Here is a 17,037-nt window from a genome sequence, read left to right on the forward strand (position 1 = left end):
CGGCAGCTACTCAGTCGTCGGCGACGACCGTGTCTTGCGATTCGAGGCGCTGTTCGGCCTCGTCTCGGTCTTCAGGATAGCCGATATCGATCCGCCAGCCGTCGATCGGAATGGCGTCGATCGTCCGGCCGCTGCGGATCAACAGATCGATCGCCTCGCTGATCTCGTACTCGCCGCGGTTCGACGGCTGGACGAGCCGACAGGCCGGGAAGATCGCCGGTGAGAACGTATAAAAGCCGGTCATCACGAGGTTCGAGTTCGGGTCGTCGGGTTTTTCGACGACGTCGGTGATCTCGCCGTAGGGGTTCGTCTCACAGACCCCGTAGCGGTCGGCGTTTTCCCATGGGACTTCCTCGACGAGGAAGGCGGCGTCCGCGCGGTCTTCCCGTTGTCGACGGATGACGTCCTGGAGGTTCGCGTTGAAGATGTTGTCGCCCAACATGAGCATGAAGTCGTCGTCGACGTACTCCTCGACGGTCAGCAATGCGTGGGCGAGTCCCTTCTGTTCTCGTTGGTGGGTGTAGGTGATCGGAATGCCCTCGAAGGCGTCGCCGTAGTGCTCGATGATCTCCTCTTTCATGTAGCCCACGACGAGGATGAACTCGTCGGTCCCCAGCTCGGCGAGCTGTTCGAGACAGTGGGTGATGATCGGCTGGCCGTCGACTTCGACCATCCCTTTGGGCTTGTCTTCGGTGAGCGGGCGGAGTCGTGTCCCCTCACCGGCAGCGAGGATAACTGATTTCATGGATCCACCGCCACCGGTGTCGCGACATGGAGGGTTGCTGTGTAGTGCATCACCTCCCTTCTTTTGAAGACTCGATAATTGTTATAGACGGAATACGAACGTACTGGATGGTAATAGGAGACAAACAGCCTGTGAGTGTCTGGTAAGTAGTTTATAACTACACAATAACTCCCCTCTCGGAGTGTCGTTGTCACTGCAAGCGCGAGCAGACGACCACTGGCCGATGAGGGGCTCCTCGGGACGAGTGATCGATTCCCAAATACTGAGATTCTGGGACTATCATAACTTCCAGGACACCGAACGAGGAGGTATGAGCGAACCGTCCGAGGCTGGCTGTGGCGGTTGGAACAGTTCCGGGTGTACGGGCACGCAGTACTGTCCGCCCCGCTGTCCACGGTTCGTCGACAAACAGGGTGCCCGCTGGACGATCCGCCCGGCCCAAGCGGGGGATGCCGACCGGCTCGAAGAGATGTACGACGCGTTCGGCCCGACCGACCGCGCACAGGGTATTCCACCCGCGACCGACCACGAGCGGGTCTCCTGGATCGAAATGCTGCTCTCGGAGGGCCACAACATCGTCGCCGAGGGGCCGAACGGGCTCGTTGGCCACGTCGCCTACACGCCAGTCGACGGCGACCGACCGGAATTGGCCGTCTTCGTCCACCCCGAGTATCACGACCGCGGCATCGGAACCGAGCTGTGTAAACACGCGGCGGCGGCCGCCGTCGAGGCTGGCTGTGAGGCCATCGAGCTGCACGTCGAGCGGCGCAACCGCGCCGCAATCACTGTCTACCGTCGGATCGGGTTCGAAGTCGTCGACGATGAGCTCGATATGCGAATGGTCCTCCCGCTGGACGATCCGATCGCATCAAGGGTCCGCGCCCCACCGGCCGAACGGTAGCCAACACGACCCCATCCGTACCTGAATCAGTTTTTAACTGGGCGCGGCAGAGACAGTCACACATGACCCACGATACGCCGAACGGAACGAACGAGCGGCGGCTGTGGTGTGAGCACTGCGAGCTGAGCGTCAACCCGTCGACGGGGGAGAGCGGCCCCGAATGCCCTGCCTGTGGCACCGAACTCGCCTGACGGTTCCGTGAGGACGGCGTCGGTGGATCGTAGACTGCCTCTGTGAGTGACACAAATAGGAATTTCACTCTTCCAAAAAGGAAGGTCCCGGTAGCGTCGACGTCCGAGTGTCAGCAGCCCCACCGGAAGAGGTGGGACGACAGACGCTGGCGAAACCAATGAAGACACGCACACTCATACTGATCGCGCTGGTGGTCGTCGGTGCCGTTGCCGCCACCGGTGTGATCTCTGCGACCACCCAGAGCAGTTCAACAACCACTGTCGCGGGCGACAGCGACGTTACCACGCCCGACGCCGACAACTACACCCGGCTCTACGTCGAGGACGGCTATCGGAACGTCGAACTCAAACCCGGCGAGAGCGACACGGTGACGGTTTCGGTCGAGAACGGCGAAGACGAGGCCGTCGAGCTCTCCCCGCGGATCGCAACGCCGCCGACCCGATCACAGCCGCCGGTCGAGTCGTCGTGGGTCTCGATCGAGTCCGACGACACCACTCTCGATGCTGGCGAGTCCCGAGAGTTCGAGATCTCCATCGACGTACCGGATGACGCCGAGATCGGCGATTACAGTAGTTTCATCGCCTTTACCGACGAGACAATGCAGTATCCGGGGCGACCGCCGCAGCCGATCCACAGCGCCTCGATCCACGTCAACGTCTGGCAGGAGCCGACCGTCCAAGTCGAATCCGACACCCACATCTACACGCACCTGAAGGCTGGCGAGACGATGACCCGCGAGATCTCCGTCTCGAACAACGGCGACCAAGCCGTTCCGGTCAACCCGCAGTTCAACGCCGAAAACAACCGCCGATATCGGCCGTCCAATCGTGACACGCTCGATCGGTCGTGGGTGAGCATCGACGCCCCCAGCGAGATCCCAGCGGGCGAGACCGAGACCGTCGAGATCACCGTCGAACCGCCCGCGGATGCCGACCGCGGTGACTACAGTGCGACCGTCGACCTCGGGATTTCCGATCCCGCCCGCGCCGACGATCAGGGGTACTGGCAGCAGGTCGATCTCAGCTTCCAGCTGTGGACCGAACCCGACGACCCCTTCGAGACGAGCTTCAGCGTGAGCGAGTCGACGAGCAACGCGACGCTGGAACTCAACACCAACCGATACCGAACCGCCGAGACCGGCCAGGACGCCGACTTTGAGGTGACGTTCGTTTCACCTGACGGCGAGGAGATTACAGCCGAACGGAGCCAACTGACCGACAGCGGTCAGGTCAATCTCGGCGCACAGCGAGATCCGACTCAGACCGGCGAAACGTACGCCGCCCAGGGCAGCCACCAGACGTTCACCTACGAGTTGGACGACCCGGCTGCCGGCGAGTGGTCGGTGCGCATCATGCCGACCAACACGATGAACTTCGAGTACGAAATCACTCGCTCGGAAGACACCTAACGATCACGCGGTCGAACGAAGAGACAATTAGGCTGCTGTACGGAGGACGCCTACGGCGTTAGTCGAGGGGCGACTCCGACAGCGGTCCATCGACGTTCAGCTGGCCGCGGGTTTCGCGGCCAGCCCGGTAGCGGTCGATCACGTCTTTCTCGTGGCTCTGACACCCGATGAGCGCGACGGCTCCCTGTCCGATCCGAACGATCGGATGCGTCGGCTGCCGGGAGGCCCGCCGACAGCCCGGACAGATGATCCCGCCAGCTGGTCGGTGGGACAGCAGCCGTGCCGGGTTCTCGGAGGTGAGTCCACAGACGAGCCGGAACTGTTCGAGATGCACCTCACAGCCGACCACTGGCAGGGTGAGCGAATCGACCAGGAGAAACGAGACGGCATCGCGGCCGGTCGCCTCCAGGGCAGCCTGACAGTCCGGGCAGGATGGAACGGGGGCTTGCGGTGTCGCTTCTCTATTGTCCGATCCCATACCGTACCGGTCTCATCGGGTAGTCGATACGTAAGTGGTGGGGTTCACGGTGAGTAGCCCACACCATGAGGGTCGGTCCCCGGCGTCTGCGCTGCCGAGATTCTTACGATACGTACCGACAGCCATCTTCCGGATGCAGCAGGCTCTCCTGGAACTCCCGTCTCACTATCGACGGCTGTACCAAGCGAAAGGCCACCATCACGGATTGAAAGGAGATATCTCCGAGTCGGCTGCTAGCTCACTCGACATCGATCCGTCAGTCGGCACTGGATCGTTCGATCGAGAGTAGACCGTCAAGAACACCACAACACCGATCGCGATAAACGCGAGATTGGCACCAATGTCTTTCGCATACACGAGATTTAGCGAGTAGACCGAGTCGACCGGGACGAACGGACGGATACCCATCGGCGTGAGAACGTCGCCGATGAGGTGACTAACGATACCCCCTGCACCCACTGTGAATCCGAGTCCCGCCCGTCTGAGGCGATTCGTAGAAGTTGTGGGTTGGCTTCCCGATCCGACCGCGGTGACAGTGACAGCGACAATGACGCCGAGACAGATCGCAGCTACCAACGAGTGGGTCACTCCCCGGTGTGTGAACCACGGCAGGAAGAGATCGAAATCGGGGAGCAGCGTTACGACGAGGGCGATCCCGACCCATTGGGGAACGTCGTTCCGATAGCCCGAAGTCACGAGAACATTCGCGAGGGGTGCACAGAAAAGCAACGTTATTCCGAAATGACCTATGAGTATCACTGTCAAGACAGCCAGATGCTACGGATATTATTGTTTTGTTTTTATACATACTAAATTTACTGGTATGTTTAGCTATATATAGATCTCAAAAGCAGGAATTCGAACCAAAAACTGTTTTGGACACGGAATGATTTAAATACTATTTAAACAAAACCCTGATATTGTGTGTCATATCTTTCGTCGGGTCGTCGAATGCGACTTGTCTAAAATAGTTGTTATATTGTGCGAAATATATGGAAAATGTTACACTATTTCGATGTTCGTCAGGATAGACGAGCCCGTCGACGTCCTCGGGGATCACGCAGTAGTTGTAGGCGATCCCCAGCTCGTCGAGGGGCTGCCTCAATTGAGCACCAGGCTGAATAAACCGCGCGACTGGGCAGGGGTACATTCGAACACGAGATGGGGAATAAGTTCAGCGGGAGGATTTGAATGCTCAATTACGCCGAAAAGGCGGTATTGATGCCCCTAATTGTTGATCTAAATTTGCCCCGAAGAAGGTTTATTTCGGATGGGCGCTGCAGGATTTGAACCCGCGGCAACTTGGTCCGAAGCCAAGCACTCTGTCCAGGCTGAGCTAAGCGCCCGCACCCGATTGTATCGAACCTGCCATAATAAGCGCGTCGGTCGACCAGCCGTCAGTCGACTGCTCACACACCACCCGCCAGTACACATCCACGTCCTTTATTCGGTGACACTCACGACCGAGAGGTATGGGAACGTTGGTTGCCCGGGGGCGGGCCTGTCTCGACCTCACGCGGCCAGGAAACGCGATATCGGCCGGGGCTCTCACCTTTACCGGCGCATTCGTCGCTGGCGGTATCACCACCGCACCGGCGGCCGTAGTGGCCGCAGTAGTGGCGACGATCACCGCAACCGGCGGCGGCAATGCGATCAACGACTACTTCGACAGGGAGATCGATGCGATCAATCAGCCAGAGCGACCTATTCCGCGCGGCGATATCTCCGCACGCGGCGCGCTGTGGTACAGCCTGCTGCTGTTTGCCATCGCAACCGGAGCCGCATTACTGCTGCCGACGGCTGCGATCGTGATTGCGCTGTTCAACTTCGTCGCACTCGTCGCCTACACGGAGCTATTCAAGGGATTACCAGGAGTCGGCAACGTGCTCGTTGGCTATCTCACCGGGAGCACGTTTCTCTTCGGCGGCGCAGCAGTCGGCGAGCCGTTCGGCGCGGTCGCCCTCTTCGGGCTCGCAGCGATCGCCACGCTCACACGGGAGATCGTCAAAGACGTCGAAGACATCGACGGCGACCGCGAGGAGGGACTCCGAACGCTCCCGATCGTGATCGGCGAACGGCGGGCGCTTTTCGTTGGAGTCGCAGTGATGGTTCTCGCGGTGGTCGCAAGCGGCTGGCCCTATCTCGCTGGTACGTTCGGCGTCGTGTATCTCGCAGTCGTGATTCCGGCCGATCTGGTAATGCTTGGGGCGACGATTCGGGCGTTTTCCGATCCGCGGGCGGGCCAGCAGTGGCTCAAACGTGGGATGCTCTTGGCCGCCGTGGCGTTCGTTGCTGGGCGGACGATGGCGGTTCTCTGAGTATACATTGGTAGTATTGCCGTCGAATCCAACTGGCATAATCAAAAAGAATATTACCCGCAACCGGTATGATCCATTCAGCCGATGATTCCCGGACTGTCGGACCGACATACGAGTAGGAGCCAGCCGAGCCGCCGCACCTCTCGGGAGCAGGGATAATGTATGACCTCACTGCGGATCTCGATAAGGAAGTCCTACCGGGAACCAATATTCTCATCTCCGGACCCCCACTGACCGGCAAGCGATCACTCGCCCTCGACATCCTCGCAACGGGTGTCGAAAAGGGTGAGGGAGCGATTATCGTCACGACAAAGGACAGCGCGACGCGTGTCCTGGAGGATTTCGCTCGCCGCACCGAGTACGAGGGCCGACCCGTCGCGGTCGTCGACTGCGTCACCCGCCAGCAGGGCGTTGGTGAGGTACGGGAGGACAAACGGATCAAATACACCTCTTCGCCGGTCGATATGACCGGGATCGGGATCAAACTCTCCGAATTTCTCCAGGCATTCCACCAGGATCAGGGAATCAGTCACAACCGGATCATGGTCCACTCGCTGTCGACGCTGCTGATGTATGCGGATCTCCAGACGGTCTTCCGGTTCCTCCACGTCTTTACGGGCCGGATTCAGAGCGTCGACGGACTGGGCGTCTTCTGTATCGACTCGTCGTCCCACGACGACCAGGCGATGAACACCCTGACCCAGCTGTTCGACGGCGTTATTCGAATGTCCGAGGACGAACCGCCGGAAGTCCGCCTCCAGCAGTAGCCGACGAACGATTTTTGCGGTCGCCGCCCGAACCGTGAGCTATGCCCCTCTCAGATGACGCCGCCGTTCGTGACCTCCTGGAGCTGAACCGAATCGCGGTCGTCGGCTGTTCGAGCAGCCCCGGCAAGGCGGCCCACGAGATCCCGGCGTACCTCCAGCGACAGGGGTACGAAATCATCCCAGTCAACCCCTTTGCCGACGAAATCCTCGGCAAACAGGCCGTCGACTCGCTGGCCGAGATCGACGGCGAGATCGATCTCGTCGACGTCTTCCGGCCCAGCGAGGAGGTTGCGGGAATCGTCGACGACGCGATCGAGCGCAGAGAGACCGAAGGCGACGTCGAGGCGATCTGGCTCCAGTTGGGAATTCACGACGACGAGGCGGTCACCGAAGCCGAAGCCGCCGGGCTATCGGTCGTCGAAGATCGCTGTATGAAGGTCGAACACCAGCGGTTAGTCGAGTGAGACGAGAGCGTTAGGCTTCGGCCCCAGAGTCGTCAGGTTCGGTGTCGGTGTCGTCGTCAGTCTCGGAGTCGGTGGCAGCTTCGGTCTCGGCATCGTTGATGTGGGCGTCCGCCGAGACCGCATCGAGGTCGATATCCAGGTCGGTCGCGATCGCCTCCAGGATCGCCCGCTGTTCGACGATCTCGGTTTCGAGCTGTTGGACTCGATCGCCGGTGTCTTGAACCGTTGTCTGGGTTGTTTCGACCTGTTCGCGGACCTCGTTGAGCCGGTGGAACATCTTTTCGGCGGTATCAGCCAGCGTCTGGATCTTCTTTGTCGTGCTTCCAAGTCCCATACTACCGCTTGAGTGTCAGGCTTTGTGTCCTTTGTGGCTTGGCCGCGCGGCCGACTTGGGGGGCGACTGGGTAAACGAGACCCGAACCAAGCGGCCCGGACGGGAGCCGAGTACTTTTCGTCCCGCCCGTGTTGGCCTCTGTATGGACGAGCCACGGATCTTGTTGACCAACGACGACGGGATCGACAGCGTCGGGTTCCGGGCGCTCTACAAGGGGTTGTCGGACCTCGGCGAGGTAACCGCAGTCGCCCCGGCCGACGACCAGAGTTCGGTCGGCCGGGCGATCTCTCAGGCCGTCGACGTGCACGACCACGACCTCGGCTACGAGGTCGAAGGCACCCCAGTAGACTGCGTCATTGCGGGCCTCGGGACGCTGTGTCCCGATGCCGATCTCGTCGTCTCGGGCTGTAACAAGGGGGCCAATATCGGGGCCTACGTCCTCGGCCGCTCGGGAACCGTGAGTGCGGCCGTCGAGGCCGCCTTCTTCGAGGTTCCGGCGATCTCCGTCTCCCTGTATATCGATGGTGGCGATGACTGGGAACAGCTCGCCACGGAGATCGAAGATTTCCGCCATGCGACCGCTGCAACGCGGTATCTGGTCGACCGCGCGGGCGAGGCGGGCGTCTTCGAGGCCGCCGACTACCTGAACGTGAACGTCCCCTACATCGAGACCGACACCGGACTTGTCGAGCCGAGCGAAATGGTCGTCACCCATCCCTCGACGCGCTACGAGATGGGGGCCGAGCGGAATGGTGAGCAGGTCGACCTCCAGGACGGCATCTGGGAGCTCATGCGCTCGGGGTCGATCACCGATCCCGAAGGAACCGACCGACGCGCCGTCGCCGAGGGACAGATCAGCGTCTCGCCGCTGACCGCACCCCACTCGACGGAACGTCACTCGGCGCTCGACCGGCTTGCAGACGAATTTCGTCTCGAAAAAATGTAGAGCGAAACGAGTTAGTCGTCGGATTCGGCCGCGGCGGTGTCGCCGCCCGTTGCGGCCGACCGAGCCCGTGTGCGTTCGAGTTCTTCGAGATAGGCGTCGGCGTCCATCGCGGCCTGACAGCCCATGCCTGCGGCGGTCACGGCCTGCTGGTAGTGGAAGTCGACCACGTCGCCCGCGCCGAACAGCCCGTCGACGCCGGTCGCGGTCTGGTTGCCGCCCTCGCCGCCCTGTGTTTTTAGATATCCTTCCGCGTCAGTCTCGACGCCAGTGCCTTCGAGGTAGTCGGTGTTCGGCGTGTGGCCGATGGCGTAGAAGACTGCCCCCGCGTCGAACTCGAATTCTTCCGTCTCGGGATCGTCGAGTTTGTCGGTCGGGTGGCCCTCGGGATGCCGAACCATCGTCACCGAGTCGACGCCCTCCTCACGGCTGCCGTGGAGTTCGATAGCTTCGGTGTTGCGCATGATCTCGATCTCGCCCGCGTCGGCTTTGTCCATCACGCGCTCGATCCAGACGTCCTCGGCGCGGAACTCCTCGCGTCGGTGGACGATGTAGACCGTCGAGGCGAACTTCGTGAGGAAGTGGGCCTCCTCCATCGCGGCGTCGCCGCCGCCGATGACCACGATCTTCTCGTCGCGGAAGAACGCGCCGTCACAGGTCGCACACGTCGAGAGCCCATAGCCCATGAGTTCGTCCTCGCCCGGAATGCCGAGCGTGCGGGCGCTCGCCCCCGAGGCGGCGATCACGGCGTCGGCGGTGTAGACGTCGCCGTTGGCGAGCGTGATCCGGAACAGCCGGTCGGTGCCCTCGCCTTCGACGTCGACCGACTGGAGGACACCGTTTTTCGTGTCCGCGCCGAACTGGGTGGCTTGCTCTTTCATGTTGTTGATGAGCTCCGGCCCGGAGATGCCCTCCGGGAAGCCCGGATAGTTCTCGACATCGGTGGTGAGAGTGAGCTGGCCGCCCGGCTCGTCGCCCTCCAAGACGAGCGGGTTGTTGTTCGATCGCGCGGCGTAGATCGCCGCCGAGAGCCCAGAAATCCCGGTTCCGGCGATGATCAATGGCCGGTGTTCGACGACCGTATCGGAGTCTACTGACATGGATAGGGGTAGGGAGACGAGTCGTATGTAGGTTATGCTGTGTCCCGAACGTGCCGGAATCTCCGAGCCGATGGCAAGCCACAGACGCTTTTAGGTGTGGCCGCCGACGCAGTGGTATGACTACTGGCGAACCGCCCGCTGAAGATCTGCAGGGCGTCTACGATCGGATCGCCGACCACTTTGCGAAGACACGAGAGTACGCGTGGCCGGAGGTGGAGTCGTTTATCAGCGACGAACTCGACCGCTGTGACTCCCTCGAACGCGCCCTCGATCTGGGGTGTGGTAATGGTCGCCACGCCCAAGCCCTCGCCGAAGCCGGAGCGGATGTCGTCGGCCTCGACGTGAGCCGCGGCCTCTTAACTGAAGCCCGCGAGCGAGCCACCGAGCGTGGATTCGTGGTCGACCTCGTCCACGGCGACGCCTCTCGGCTCCCGTTTTTGAACGATGCGTTCTCGCAGATCGTCTACGTGGCGACGCTCCACCATCTCCGCACGCGTGAGGCCCGGCGGCAGAGTCTCTCGGCGGTCGGCCGCGTGTTGGCACCCGGCGGCCGTGGACTCGTTTCGGCGTGGAGCACGGCCCACGACCGGTTCGACGCCGAGGAGGGGTTCGATACGACCGTCGACTGGACGCTGCCGGGCGGCGAGCAGGTCGGCCGCTACTACCACATTTACGATCCCGAAGAGTTCCGGGCGGACCTGGAGGCCGCTGCGGTCGAGGTGATCGACTGCCGCGTGTCGAGCGGGAACTGTTATGCCGTCGTTGCGCCGCCGGATGATGTATTGTAACCGGAGCGCACAACTGTGTAGTACTTATTTAAGTCGAGTTCGTAGGAAGGGTAATGAGTGAGACAGCAGGTGCGGATGCGGAATCGGGCGTCGAATCCTACGAGGTAGCAGTGGTTGGCGGGGGGCCGGCCGGACTGTCGACGGCGCTGTACACCACACGACTGGGGCACGATACGGTCGTCGTCGACCGCGGCGGCGGCCGCGCAGCGATGATGCTCGACACCCACAACGTGATCGGCGTCACCGAGGACGTCTCCGGCAACGAGTTCCTCGGCACGGCGACCGAGCAGGTCAAGGAGTACGGCGGCGACGTCGTCCGGGACTTCGTGACCGACATCGAACGCGAGCCAGACGGCCGCTTCCGCCTGCAGGGCAACGACACCGAAATCCTGGCCGACCGCGTCGTCCTCGGCGTCGGCTTCTCCGACGAGCGGCCCGAGCCGCCGCTGCCGCGGACCGGCAAGGGGCTCCACTACTGTCTCCACTGTGATGCCTACATGTTCATCGACGAGTCGGTGTACGTGATGGGGACCGGCGAGGCTGCCGCCCACGTCGCGATGATCATGCTCAACTTCACCGACGAGGTCGACATCCTCACTCGTGGCGACGACATCGAGTGGAGCGACGAGACCCAGAAACTCGTGGAGGCCCACCCGGTCGATGTCATCCACGAGGATATCACAGGGATGAACAAAGCAGAGGATGGCTGGCTCGAAAGCTTCGAGTTCGAAGATGGGTCAGTACGCGAGTACAAGGGCGGCTTTGCGATGTACGGCTCGAACTACAACACCGAGTTGGCCGAGGCGTTGGGCTGTGATCTCAACGACGACGGGACGATCGTGGTCGACGACCACGGGAAGACGAGCGTCGACGGTGTCTACGCGGTCGGTGACATTACACCGGGACACAATCAGGTCCCGGTGGCGATGGGCAAGGGCGCGAAGGCGGGTCTGGCAATCCACAAGGAGCTCCGGACGTTCCCCAAGTCACTCGAGGAGATCAAGGCCGAGGGGCCGATCACCGAAACCGAGGTGCCAGGGGTATCGGCCGAACTGCAGGCCGCCGCGCGGAGTTTCGGCGACGACTGACGACAATCGAATCGCGGGACGAAACAGTAAGGTAATTAATGGCGAGTCCTGAATGAGGATGTACGTCGATACAGCGGCGTTGGAACGCGACGATTGCCGCGGTCGACGTCTTGCGTGCCGGTGGTCTAGTGGTAGGACCTGAGCCTTCCAAGCTCATGGCCCGGGTTCAAATCCCGGCCGGCACATTTTCTGTCGAGGACTACAACAGTGAGCGACCGTTGTGTCGCTCACTCTCCGTCCGAGGCTGCTTACTCCACGCCAGATTTGAATCCAATTAGTCGCGCACAGTGAACGACAGCACTGAAAAGGGACGTTCCGGAATGAGCGAGCACCTGCTGGTCCGCCCGAGACGCTCTGGAGCCTGGGCGACAACCAACCCGATTCGTGTTATTTAAAAAATGAAAGCTCATGATCAAAGCAAATTATTGAAAAATTCAGCATTCAATATAATTTATTCAACTATTATGTGTGTCGAAACCTTAAACACTGAAACCGCCAAGTACGATACTATGACACCCGATGCCAATATAGATCGACGGAGCTACCTCAAAGCGGTCGGGGCAGTCGGTGCGACCGGTTCGCTTGCAGGCTGTACGGGCGGCGACAGTGGCAGCGACACTGATGTCATCAACCCCGGGACAGCTCCCGGTTTTCCACCGTTCGAGTACACCGAAGACGGCGAACTCGTCGGCTTCGACGTCGACCTCGCGGAGGCGGCCATCGAGCGGGCAGGCTACGAGGTCGGCGAGTGGACCGAAATCGAGTTCGACTCGCTGATTCCCTCACTGACCCAGGGCAACATCGATCTGATCGCCGCGGCGATGACCATCGACGAGGAACGCCAGGAGACGATCGACTTCACCGACTCCTACTACGAGTCGGATCAGGCGGTTCTCGTGCGGGAAGACGGCGAACTCAATCCGGAGAGCGTCGACGATCTTGCGGACCAACGTGTCGGAGCCCAGTCGGGGACGACCGGCCAGGACGAAGTCGAGGCGCTGGTCGACGACGGAACCGTCAACGCCGATGATGTCCGGCAGTACGACAACTACACCCTCGGCGTCCAGGACCTCGAAAACGGGAACGTCGACGCGCTGATTATCGACATCCCCGTGGCGCGGAACTTCGCCGACGGCCGAGCGGTCAGTATCGCCTTCACCATCGAGACCGGCGAGGTCTACGGGATGGGGATGCGACAGGACGACGACCGACTCGCCGACATCAACGACGCGCTCGCCGAAATTCAGGAGGACGGCACCTACGACGAACTCGTCGCCGAGTGGTTCGAGTAGAGCGATGGAGCCGGGAGTACTGCAGGCGAGCGACTGGGGATTCATCCTCGCCAACTGGGATACCCTCGTGTTGGGCGTCGTCGTCACCGTCCTCCTGACAGCGACGAGTCTCACCCTCGGTTTCGGGCTCGGCTTCCCCTCGGGAGCCATCGAGGTCTACGGCGACGGCTGGCTTGCCAACGCTGTCAGCACCGCTGGGATCGTCCTGCGCGGGACGCCGATCGTCGTGCTGATCGTGCTGTTTTATTTCACCCTGCCACTCCCCCGTATAGGGACCGTTCCAGTCATCGACATCCAGCTCAATGCGTTCATTGCGGCGACGCTGGCGCTCGGACTGCGGAGTGCGGCCTATCAAGGCCAGGTCTTCCGCGGGTCGATCCAGTCGATCGGCGAGGGCCAACTGGAGGCCGCCCGGTCGGTCGGCATGACCAAGCTACAGGCGATCAGACACGTCGTCTTCCCGCAGGCCGTCCGACGGTCGCTGCCGGGGTTCCAAAACGAGTTCACGATCGTCCTCAAAGACACCAGCGTCGCCTTTGCGATCGGGCTCGCGGAGCTGCTGACCCGCGCCGAGCGGCTCTATCTGCAGCCCGGCCGCGACACTGCGGTGATCGAGGTCATCATCACTATTAGCGTGATCTACTTCGTGCTCACGTTCACGACGAACCGCGCGCTCGACTACGTCCACAGTCGGTATGCGATTCCAGGAGGCACCCAATGAGTCTACTACGCGTCGACAGCGTCGACAAATCCTACGGCAACGAACCGGTACTGCATGATGTAAGCTTCGGGATGGACCGCCAGCAGGTCGAAGTGATCGTCGGGCCCAGCGGCTCGGGGAAATCGACACTGCTGCGGTGTGTCAATCGGCTCACCGAGATCGACAGCGGCGAGATCTATCTCGACGACGAAGAGATCCACACGGTCGACGAAAACGAACTCCGCCGCCGAGTCGGGATGGTCTTCCAGGACTTCAACCTCTTTGCCCACCTCACCGCCCGCGGCAACATCACCCTCGGCCTGCGTGAGGTGCTGGGCCTCTCGAAACCGGAAGCTGAGGCGAAGGCCGACGACTATCTCGACCGCGTTGGCCTCGCGGACCAAGCCGAGTCGTATCCCGCGGAGCTTTCGGGGGGCCAACAACAGCGCGTCGGCATCGCCCGCGCGCTGGCGATGGACCCCGAACTCATTCTCTTCGACGAACCAACCAGCGCGCTGGATCCCGAACTTATCGGCGAGGTGCTGACGGTGATGGAAGACCTCGCGGAGGGAGGGATGACGATGCTCTGTGTCACCCACGAGATGGGCTTTGCCCGGTCGGCCGCCGACACGATCACGTTCCTCGATGAGGGCCGCATTGTCGAGCGGGGCCCGCCCGAACAGCTCTTCGAGAGCCCCGAACACGAACGGACCGAAACGTTCCTCGGTGAACTGACTGGCCTCCACCAATGAGCGCCGACACCGTCGATTCGGCCGTCGGGACCATCCGCGGCCGCAAGAAGGTGGTCGCCGGGGGTGTCGGTGGGGCCCTCTGGCTGTGGCTACTCGCACGCTGGGCGGCCCACAACACGCTGCTCGACAGCATATTTACGGCCATCGGGCTTCCGGATCTGATCCGGTCGGAGGTGCGCGTCGGAGCCCGCGAGCCGTGGATTCCAGCCGCACCGTTCGAGGCGGTTGCCGACGCCCTCGATAGCGTGGCAGCCGCCGTCGGCCCATTGGAGTTCCTCGTCGAGTGGCTGGCGTGGCCCTTCGAGGTGGCAGCGTTCGCCACGTCGACCGGACCAGCGCTGGCCGAAGGGGCCTTTATTACAGTCTACCTGACGGTCATCTCGATGGCCCTCGGGCTGGTGATCGCGGTGCCGCTGGCGGTGACGCGGGTTTACGGCGGGCTGATCAGCAGCTGGATCTCGTTGGCCTACACGGAGTTGATCCGCGGGACGCCGCTGTTGGCACAGCTGTTTTTCTTCTATTTCGGGCTGCCGCTGGCGGGGATCGTCGGCAGTTTCGAGGTGATGAACCTCAGCGGAATGCCTCGGACCGCGGCGGTCGTCGCCATCGTCGCCTTCACGGTCAACTCCTCGGCGTATCAGGCCGAATACATCCGGGCGGCACTCCAGTCGGTCGACGAGGGGCAGTTGACCGCGGCCCGTGCGGTCGGCCTCTCGAAGCGTGAGGGGATTCGCCACGTCGTCCTCCCCCAGGGGCTGCGGTTTGCCATCCCCGGCTGGACCAACGAGTTCGTCTATCTCATCAAATACTCCTCGCTGGCCGCCTTCATCACGGTCCCCGATATGTTCCGCCGAGCGCGGGATATCGGCTCGGATACCTTCCAGTACACCGAGATTTACGTCGTCGTCGGGCTCTGTTATCTCGGGCTCGTGCTCACGACCGCGATGGCGATGCAGCGGCTCGAAGACCGGGTTGCCGTGCCGGGTGTCGGTCAGTCGGCGGGTCGGGAGTAGTCGCCCGGCGGCTCAGGAGTCCGCTGGCACATCGAGTTCACCCATTCGCTCGATGCGCTCGGCTTCGGTCATCGATGCCCAGTTGGTGATGTCAGCAAGCGTCCGTCCACACGCCGTGCAGACGCCATCGTCGACCGTACAGACGTTGATACAGGGGCTCGTAACCATTCGCTCGTCTCCAGACCGTCGAACCACTTCCGTGGTTCGGTCCCAGCCGCTGGCAAGGTGGTCGAGAGCCCACACAACCGACTGAGCCTTTTATATTTGTACGCCAATCGATCGGTATGTCGACCGATCCGTTCGTCGTCGTCGGTGCCGATGCCGCCGGACTGAGTGCCGCCAGCAAGTTCCGTCGGGCCGCCCCCGACCGCGAGGTCATCGTCTTCGAGAAAGGCCACTGGATCTCGTATGCCTACTGCGGGATGCCCTATTTCATCGAGGGCCGGGTCGACCAGCTGTCGAATCTGCTGTCGCTGTCGCCCGAGGAGGCCAACGAGCGGGGGATCGACCTCCGGCGCGGCCACGAGGTAACGGGCGTCGATCCCGAATCCCAAACCGTCAGCGTCGAAAGCGACGGCGAGACAGTCGACCAACCCTACGCTGACCTCCTGGTGGCCACCGGCGGTCGGGCGACTACCGGTCCGTTCGATGTCCGCGGCGTCGACGGCGCGTTCACGCTCCACAACATGGACGCCGCCGCGGCGATCGACGCCTACATCGCCGAGCCGGATGCCTACGAGTTCGCCCGCGTCGACGACACCCCGGTCGACCGGAAACGCGTCGAGCACAACGCCGCGTTAGCCGCCCCCGAGACGGCGGCGATCGTCGGCGGCGGCTACGTCGGCGTCGAGATGGCCGAAGCCCTCCGGGGACGTGATCTCGATGTCCACCTCTTCCAGCGGTCGGACCACGTCCTGCCGCCGTTCGGCGAGGCGGTCGCCGAGCGGGTCCAGGAGGAACTCACTGAAAAGGGGGTCACGGTCCACACGAACACGCCAGTCGAGGCGCTGGTCGGCAAAGACCGGATCGAGGCGGTCGAATTTGATGGGGCGGAGCTGGCAGTCGACCTCGCGATCGTCGGGGTCGGCATTCGACCCAACACGGAACTGCTCGCGGGGACCGGAATCGAACTCGGCGCGGGCGGAGCGATCCGGACCGACGACTACGGCCGGACGAACCTCGACGATATCTATGCGGCGGGCGACTGCGCGACCGCCCGGCATACCATCACCGGCGATGAGACGTGGTTCCCGCTGGGATTGACGGCCAACCGCGGCGGGCGGGCCATCGGCTCGACGGTGGCGGGCGAGCCGATGCCGGTCGGCGACATCGCCGGGACGGCGGTGGTCAAAGCCTTCGATCAGGAGTGTGGGCGGGTGGGACTCCTTGACGAGGAGGAAGCGACTGCGGCGGGGTTCGAGCCGGTGGCGGCGACGATCACCGCGGGCTCACGGTCGGGCTACTATCCAGGAGCGGCCGAAACCGACGTCACGCTCGTTGCCGATCGGGAGACCGAGCGACTGCTTGGCGGGGCCATCGTCGGCCCCGACCGGGCGGCGGTGCGGATCAACACGCTGTCGACGGCGCTCGATGCCGGGATGACTGTCGGGGAGATCGAACAGCTCGATTTGGCGTACGCCCCGCCGTTTAGCCCAGTGTGGGACCCGATCTTGGTCGCCGCGAAAGTGCTGAACGGGCGGCTGAACGACTAAGTACCGAAGCGACAGGGCAACTGAGTACCGAGGCGGCGGAAC

Annotated in this window: 20 protein-coding genes and 2 tRNA genes; 15 read left to right on the top strand and 7 right to left on the bottom strand. The window is 62.3% G+C overall.

Annotated elements, in window-relative coordinates:
- Positions 1 to 10: 10 nt before the first annotated feature.
- Positions 11 to 745, bottom strand: a complete 735-nt coding sequence (gene aglF / locus NO877_RS13650; protein ID WP_256396904.1) for a UTP--glucose-1-phosphate uridylyltransferase AglF — start codon at positions 743 to 745, stop codon at positions 11 to 13.
- A 310-nt stretch (positions 746 to 1,055) separates the two neighbouring features.
- On the opposite strand from aglF, the gene NO877_RS13655 reads away from it, so the two are divergent.
- The 3 genes from NO877_RS13655 to NO877_RS13665 all read left to right on the top strand — a co-directional run bounded on the left by NO877_RS13655 (position 1,056) and on the right by NO877_RS13665 (position 3,246).
- Positions 1,056 to 1,646, top strand: a complete 591-nt coding sequence (locus tag NO877_RS13655) for a GNAT family N-acetyltransferase (protein WP_256396905.1) — start codon at positions 1,056 to 1,058, stop codon at positions 1,644 to 1,646.
- 62 nt (positions 1,647 to 1,708) lie between these two features.
- The gene (locus tag NO877_RS13660) at positions 1,709 to 1,837 is read left to right on the top strand and encodes a hypothetical protein (RefSeq protein WP_256396906.1); all 129 of its coding nucleotides are present in this window, start codon (positions 1,709 to 1,711) and stop codon (positions 1,835 to 1,837) included.
- Positions 1,838 to 1,995: 158 nt separating this feature from the next.
- Positions 1,996 to 3,246: a COG1470 family protein gene (locus tag NO877_RS13665; RefSeq protein WP_256396907.1), complete on the top strand. Its 1,251-nt coding sequence runs from the start codon at positions 1,996 to 1,998 to the stop codon at positions 3,244 to 3,246.
- A 58-nt stretch (positions 3,247 to 3,304) separates the two neighbouring features.
- On the opposite strand, the gene NO877_RS13670 is transcribed toward NO877_RS13665, so the two are convergent.
- From NO877_RS13670 to NO877_RS13680, 3 genes are all read right to left on the bottom strand, one after another.
- The gene (locus tag NO877_RS13670; protein WP_256396908.1) at positions 3,305 to 3,724 is read right to left on the bottom strand and encodes a hypothetical protein; all 420 of its coding nucleotides are present in this window, start codon (positions 3,722 to 3,724) and stop codon (positions 3,305 to 3,307) included.
- 198 nt (positions 3,725 to 3,922) lie between these two features.
- Positions 3,923 to 4,483: a metal-dependent hydrolase gene (locus NO877_RS13675; RefSeq protein ID WP_256396909.1), complete on the bottom strand. Its 561-nt coding sequence runs from the start codon at positions 4,481 to 4,483 to the stop codon at positions 3,923 to 3,925.
- 512 nt (positions 4,484 to 4,995) lie between these two features.
- Positions 4,996 to 5,070, bottom strand: a tRNA-Arg gene (locus tag NO877_RS13680).
- A 126-nt stretch (positions 5,071 to 5,196) separates the two neighbouring features.
- On the opposite strand from NO877_RS13680, the gene NO877_RS13685 reads away from it, so the two are divergent.
- From NO877_RS13685 to NO877_RS13695, 3 genes are all read left to right on the top strand, one after another.
- Positions 5,197 to 6,042 (top strand): geranylgeranylglycerol-phosphate geranylgeranyltransferase, encoded by an 846-nt coding sequence (locus tag NO877_RS13685; RefSeq protein ID WP_256396910.1) that lies wholly within the window; start codon positions 5,197 to 5,199, stop codon positions 6,040 to 6,042.
- 158 nt (positions 6,043 to 6,200) lie between these two features.
- Positions 6,201 to 6,809 carry an RAD55 family ATPase gene (locus tag NO877_RS13690; RefSeq protein ID WP_256396911.1) on the top strand — a complete coding sequence of 203 codons (609 nt, stop codon included), beginning with the start codon at positions 6,201 to 6,203 and terminating at the stop codon, positions 6,807 to 6,809.
- Positions 6,810 to 6,850: 41 nt separating this feature from the next.
- Positions 6,851 to 7,273, top strand: a complete 423-nt coding sequence (locus NO877_RS13695) for a CoA-binding protein (protein WP_256396912.1) — start codon at positions 6,851 to 6,853, stop codon at positions 7,271 to 7,273.
- Between the two features lie 10 nt (positions 7,274 to 7,283).
- Here the strand turns inward: NO877_RS13695 and NO877_RS13700 are convergent, their stop codons facing one another.
- A complete protein-coding gene (locus tag NO877_RS13700; protein WP_256396913.1) occupies positions 7,284 to 7,607 on the bottom strand; it encodes a DUF5798 family protein in 324 nt (107 codons plus the stop codon).
- Between the two features lie 142 nt (positions 7,608 to 7,749).
- Between NO877_RS13700 and surE the strand changes: the two genes are divergently transcribed.
- Positions 7,750 to 8,553 (top strand): 5'/3'-nucleotidase SurE, encoded by an 804-nt coding sequence (gene surE / locus NO877_RS13705; protein ID WP_256396914.1) that lies wholly within the window; start codon positions 7,750 to 7,752, stop codon positions 8,551 to 8,553.
- 11 nt (positions 8,554 to 8,564) lie between these two features.
- On the opposite strand, the gene NO877_RS13710 is transcribed toward surE, so the two are convergent.
- Positions 8,565 to 9,650 (bottom strand): NAD(P)/FAD-dependent oxidoreductase, encoded by a 1,086-nt coding sequence (locus tag NO877_RS13710; RefSeq protein WP_256396915.1) that lies wholly within the window; start codon positions 9,648 to 9,650, stop codon positions 8,565 to 8,567.
- A 116-nt stretch (positions 9,651 to 9,766) separates the two neighbouring features.
- Here NO877_RS13710 and NO877_RS13715 point away from each other — a divergent pair, with 116 nt between their 5' ends.
- The 7 genes from NO877_RS13715 to NO877_RS13745 all read left to right on the top strand — a co-directional run bounded on the left by NO877_RS13715 (position 9,767) and on the right by NO877_RS13745 (position 15,283).
- On the top strand, positions 9,767 to 10,438 hold the full coding sequence (locus tag NO877_RS13715; RefSeq protein ID WP_256396916.1) for a class I SAM-dependent methyltransferase: 672 nt from the start codon (positions 9,767 to 9,769) through the stop codon (positions 10,436 to 10,438).
- A 53-nt stretch (positions 10,439 to 10,491) separates the two neighbouring features.
- Positions 10,492 to 11,526, top strand: a complete 1,035-nt coding sequence (locus tag NO877_RS13720) for an NAD(P)/FAD-dependent oxidoreductase (RefSeq protein WP_256396917.1) — start codon at positions 10,492 to 10,494, stop codon at positions 11,524 to 11,526.
- Between the two features lie 114 nt (positions 11,527 to 11,640).
- Positions 11,641 to 11,711 (top strand) — tRNA-Gly (locus NO877_RS13725).
- Between the two features lie 324 nt (positions 11,712 to 12,035).
- Positions 12,036 to 12,818 (top strand): transporter substrate-binding domain-containing protein, encoded by a 783-nt coding sequence (locus tag NO877_RS13730; RefSeq protein ID WP_256396918.1) that lies wholly within the window; start codon positions 12,036 to 12,038, stop codon positions 12,816 to 12,818.
- A 4-nt stretch (positions 12,819 to 12,822) separates the two neighbouring features.
- The gene (locus tag NO877_RS13735) at positions 12,823 to 13,539 is read left to right on the top strand and encodes an amino acid ABC transporter permease (protein WP_256396919.1); all 717 of its coding nucleotides are present in this window, start codon (positions 12,823 to 12,825) and stop codon (positions 13,537 to 13,539) included.
- The gene (locus NO877_RS13740) at positions 13,536 to 14,270 is read left to right on the top strand and encodes an amino acid ABC transporter ATP-binding protein (protein WP_256396920.1); all 735 of its coding nucleotides are present in this window, start codon (positions 13,536 to 13,538) and stop codon (positions 14,268 to 14,270) included. The genes NO877_RS13735 and NO877_RS13740 overlap by 4 nt, the downstream gene beginning before the upstream one ends.
- The gene (locus tag NO877_RS13745) at positions 14,267 to 15,283 is read left to right on the top strand and encodes an amino acid ABC transporter permease (protein WP_256396921.1); all 1,017 of its coding nucleotides are present in this window, start codon (positions 14,267 to 14,269) and stop codon (positions 15,281 to 15,283) included. Before NO877_RS13740 ends, NO877_RS13745 begins: the two co-directional genes overlap by 4 nt.
- A gap of 12 nt (positions 15,284 to 15,295) precedes the next feature.
- On the opposite strand, the gene NO877_RS13750 is transcribed toward NO877_RS13745, so the two are convergent.
- Positions 15,296 to 15,451 carry a DUF1289 domain-containing protein gene (locus NO877_RS13750; protein ID WP_256396922.1) on the bottom strand — a complete coding sequence of 52 codons (156 nt, stop codon included), beginning with the start codon at positions 15,449 to 15,451 and terminating at the stop codon, positions 15,296 to 15,298.
- Positions 15,452 to 15,567: 116 nt separating this feature from the next.
- Between NO877_RS13750 and NO877_RS13755 the strand changes: the two genes are divergently transcribed.
- On the top strand, positions 15,568 to 16,995 hold the full coding sequence (locus tag NO877_RS13755) for an FAD-dependent oxidoreductase (protein WP_256396923.1): 1,428 nt from the start codon (positions 15,568 to 15,570) through the stop codon (positions 16,993 to 16,995).
- The last annotated feature ends 42 nt before the right edge of the window (positions 16,996 to 17,037 follow it).

Origin of the sequence: Halohasta litorea, from assembly GCF_024494645.1 — an archaeon.
In the GTDB taxonomy this organism is placed as follows: domain Archaea; phylum Halobacteriota; class Halobacteria; order Halobacteriales; family Haloferacaceae; genus Halohasta; species Halohasta litorea.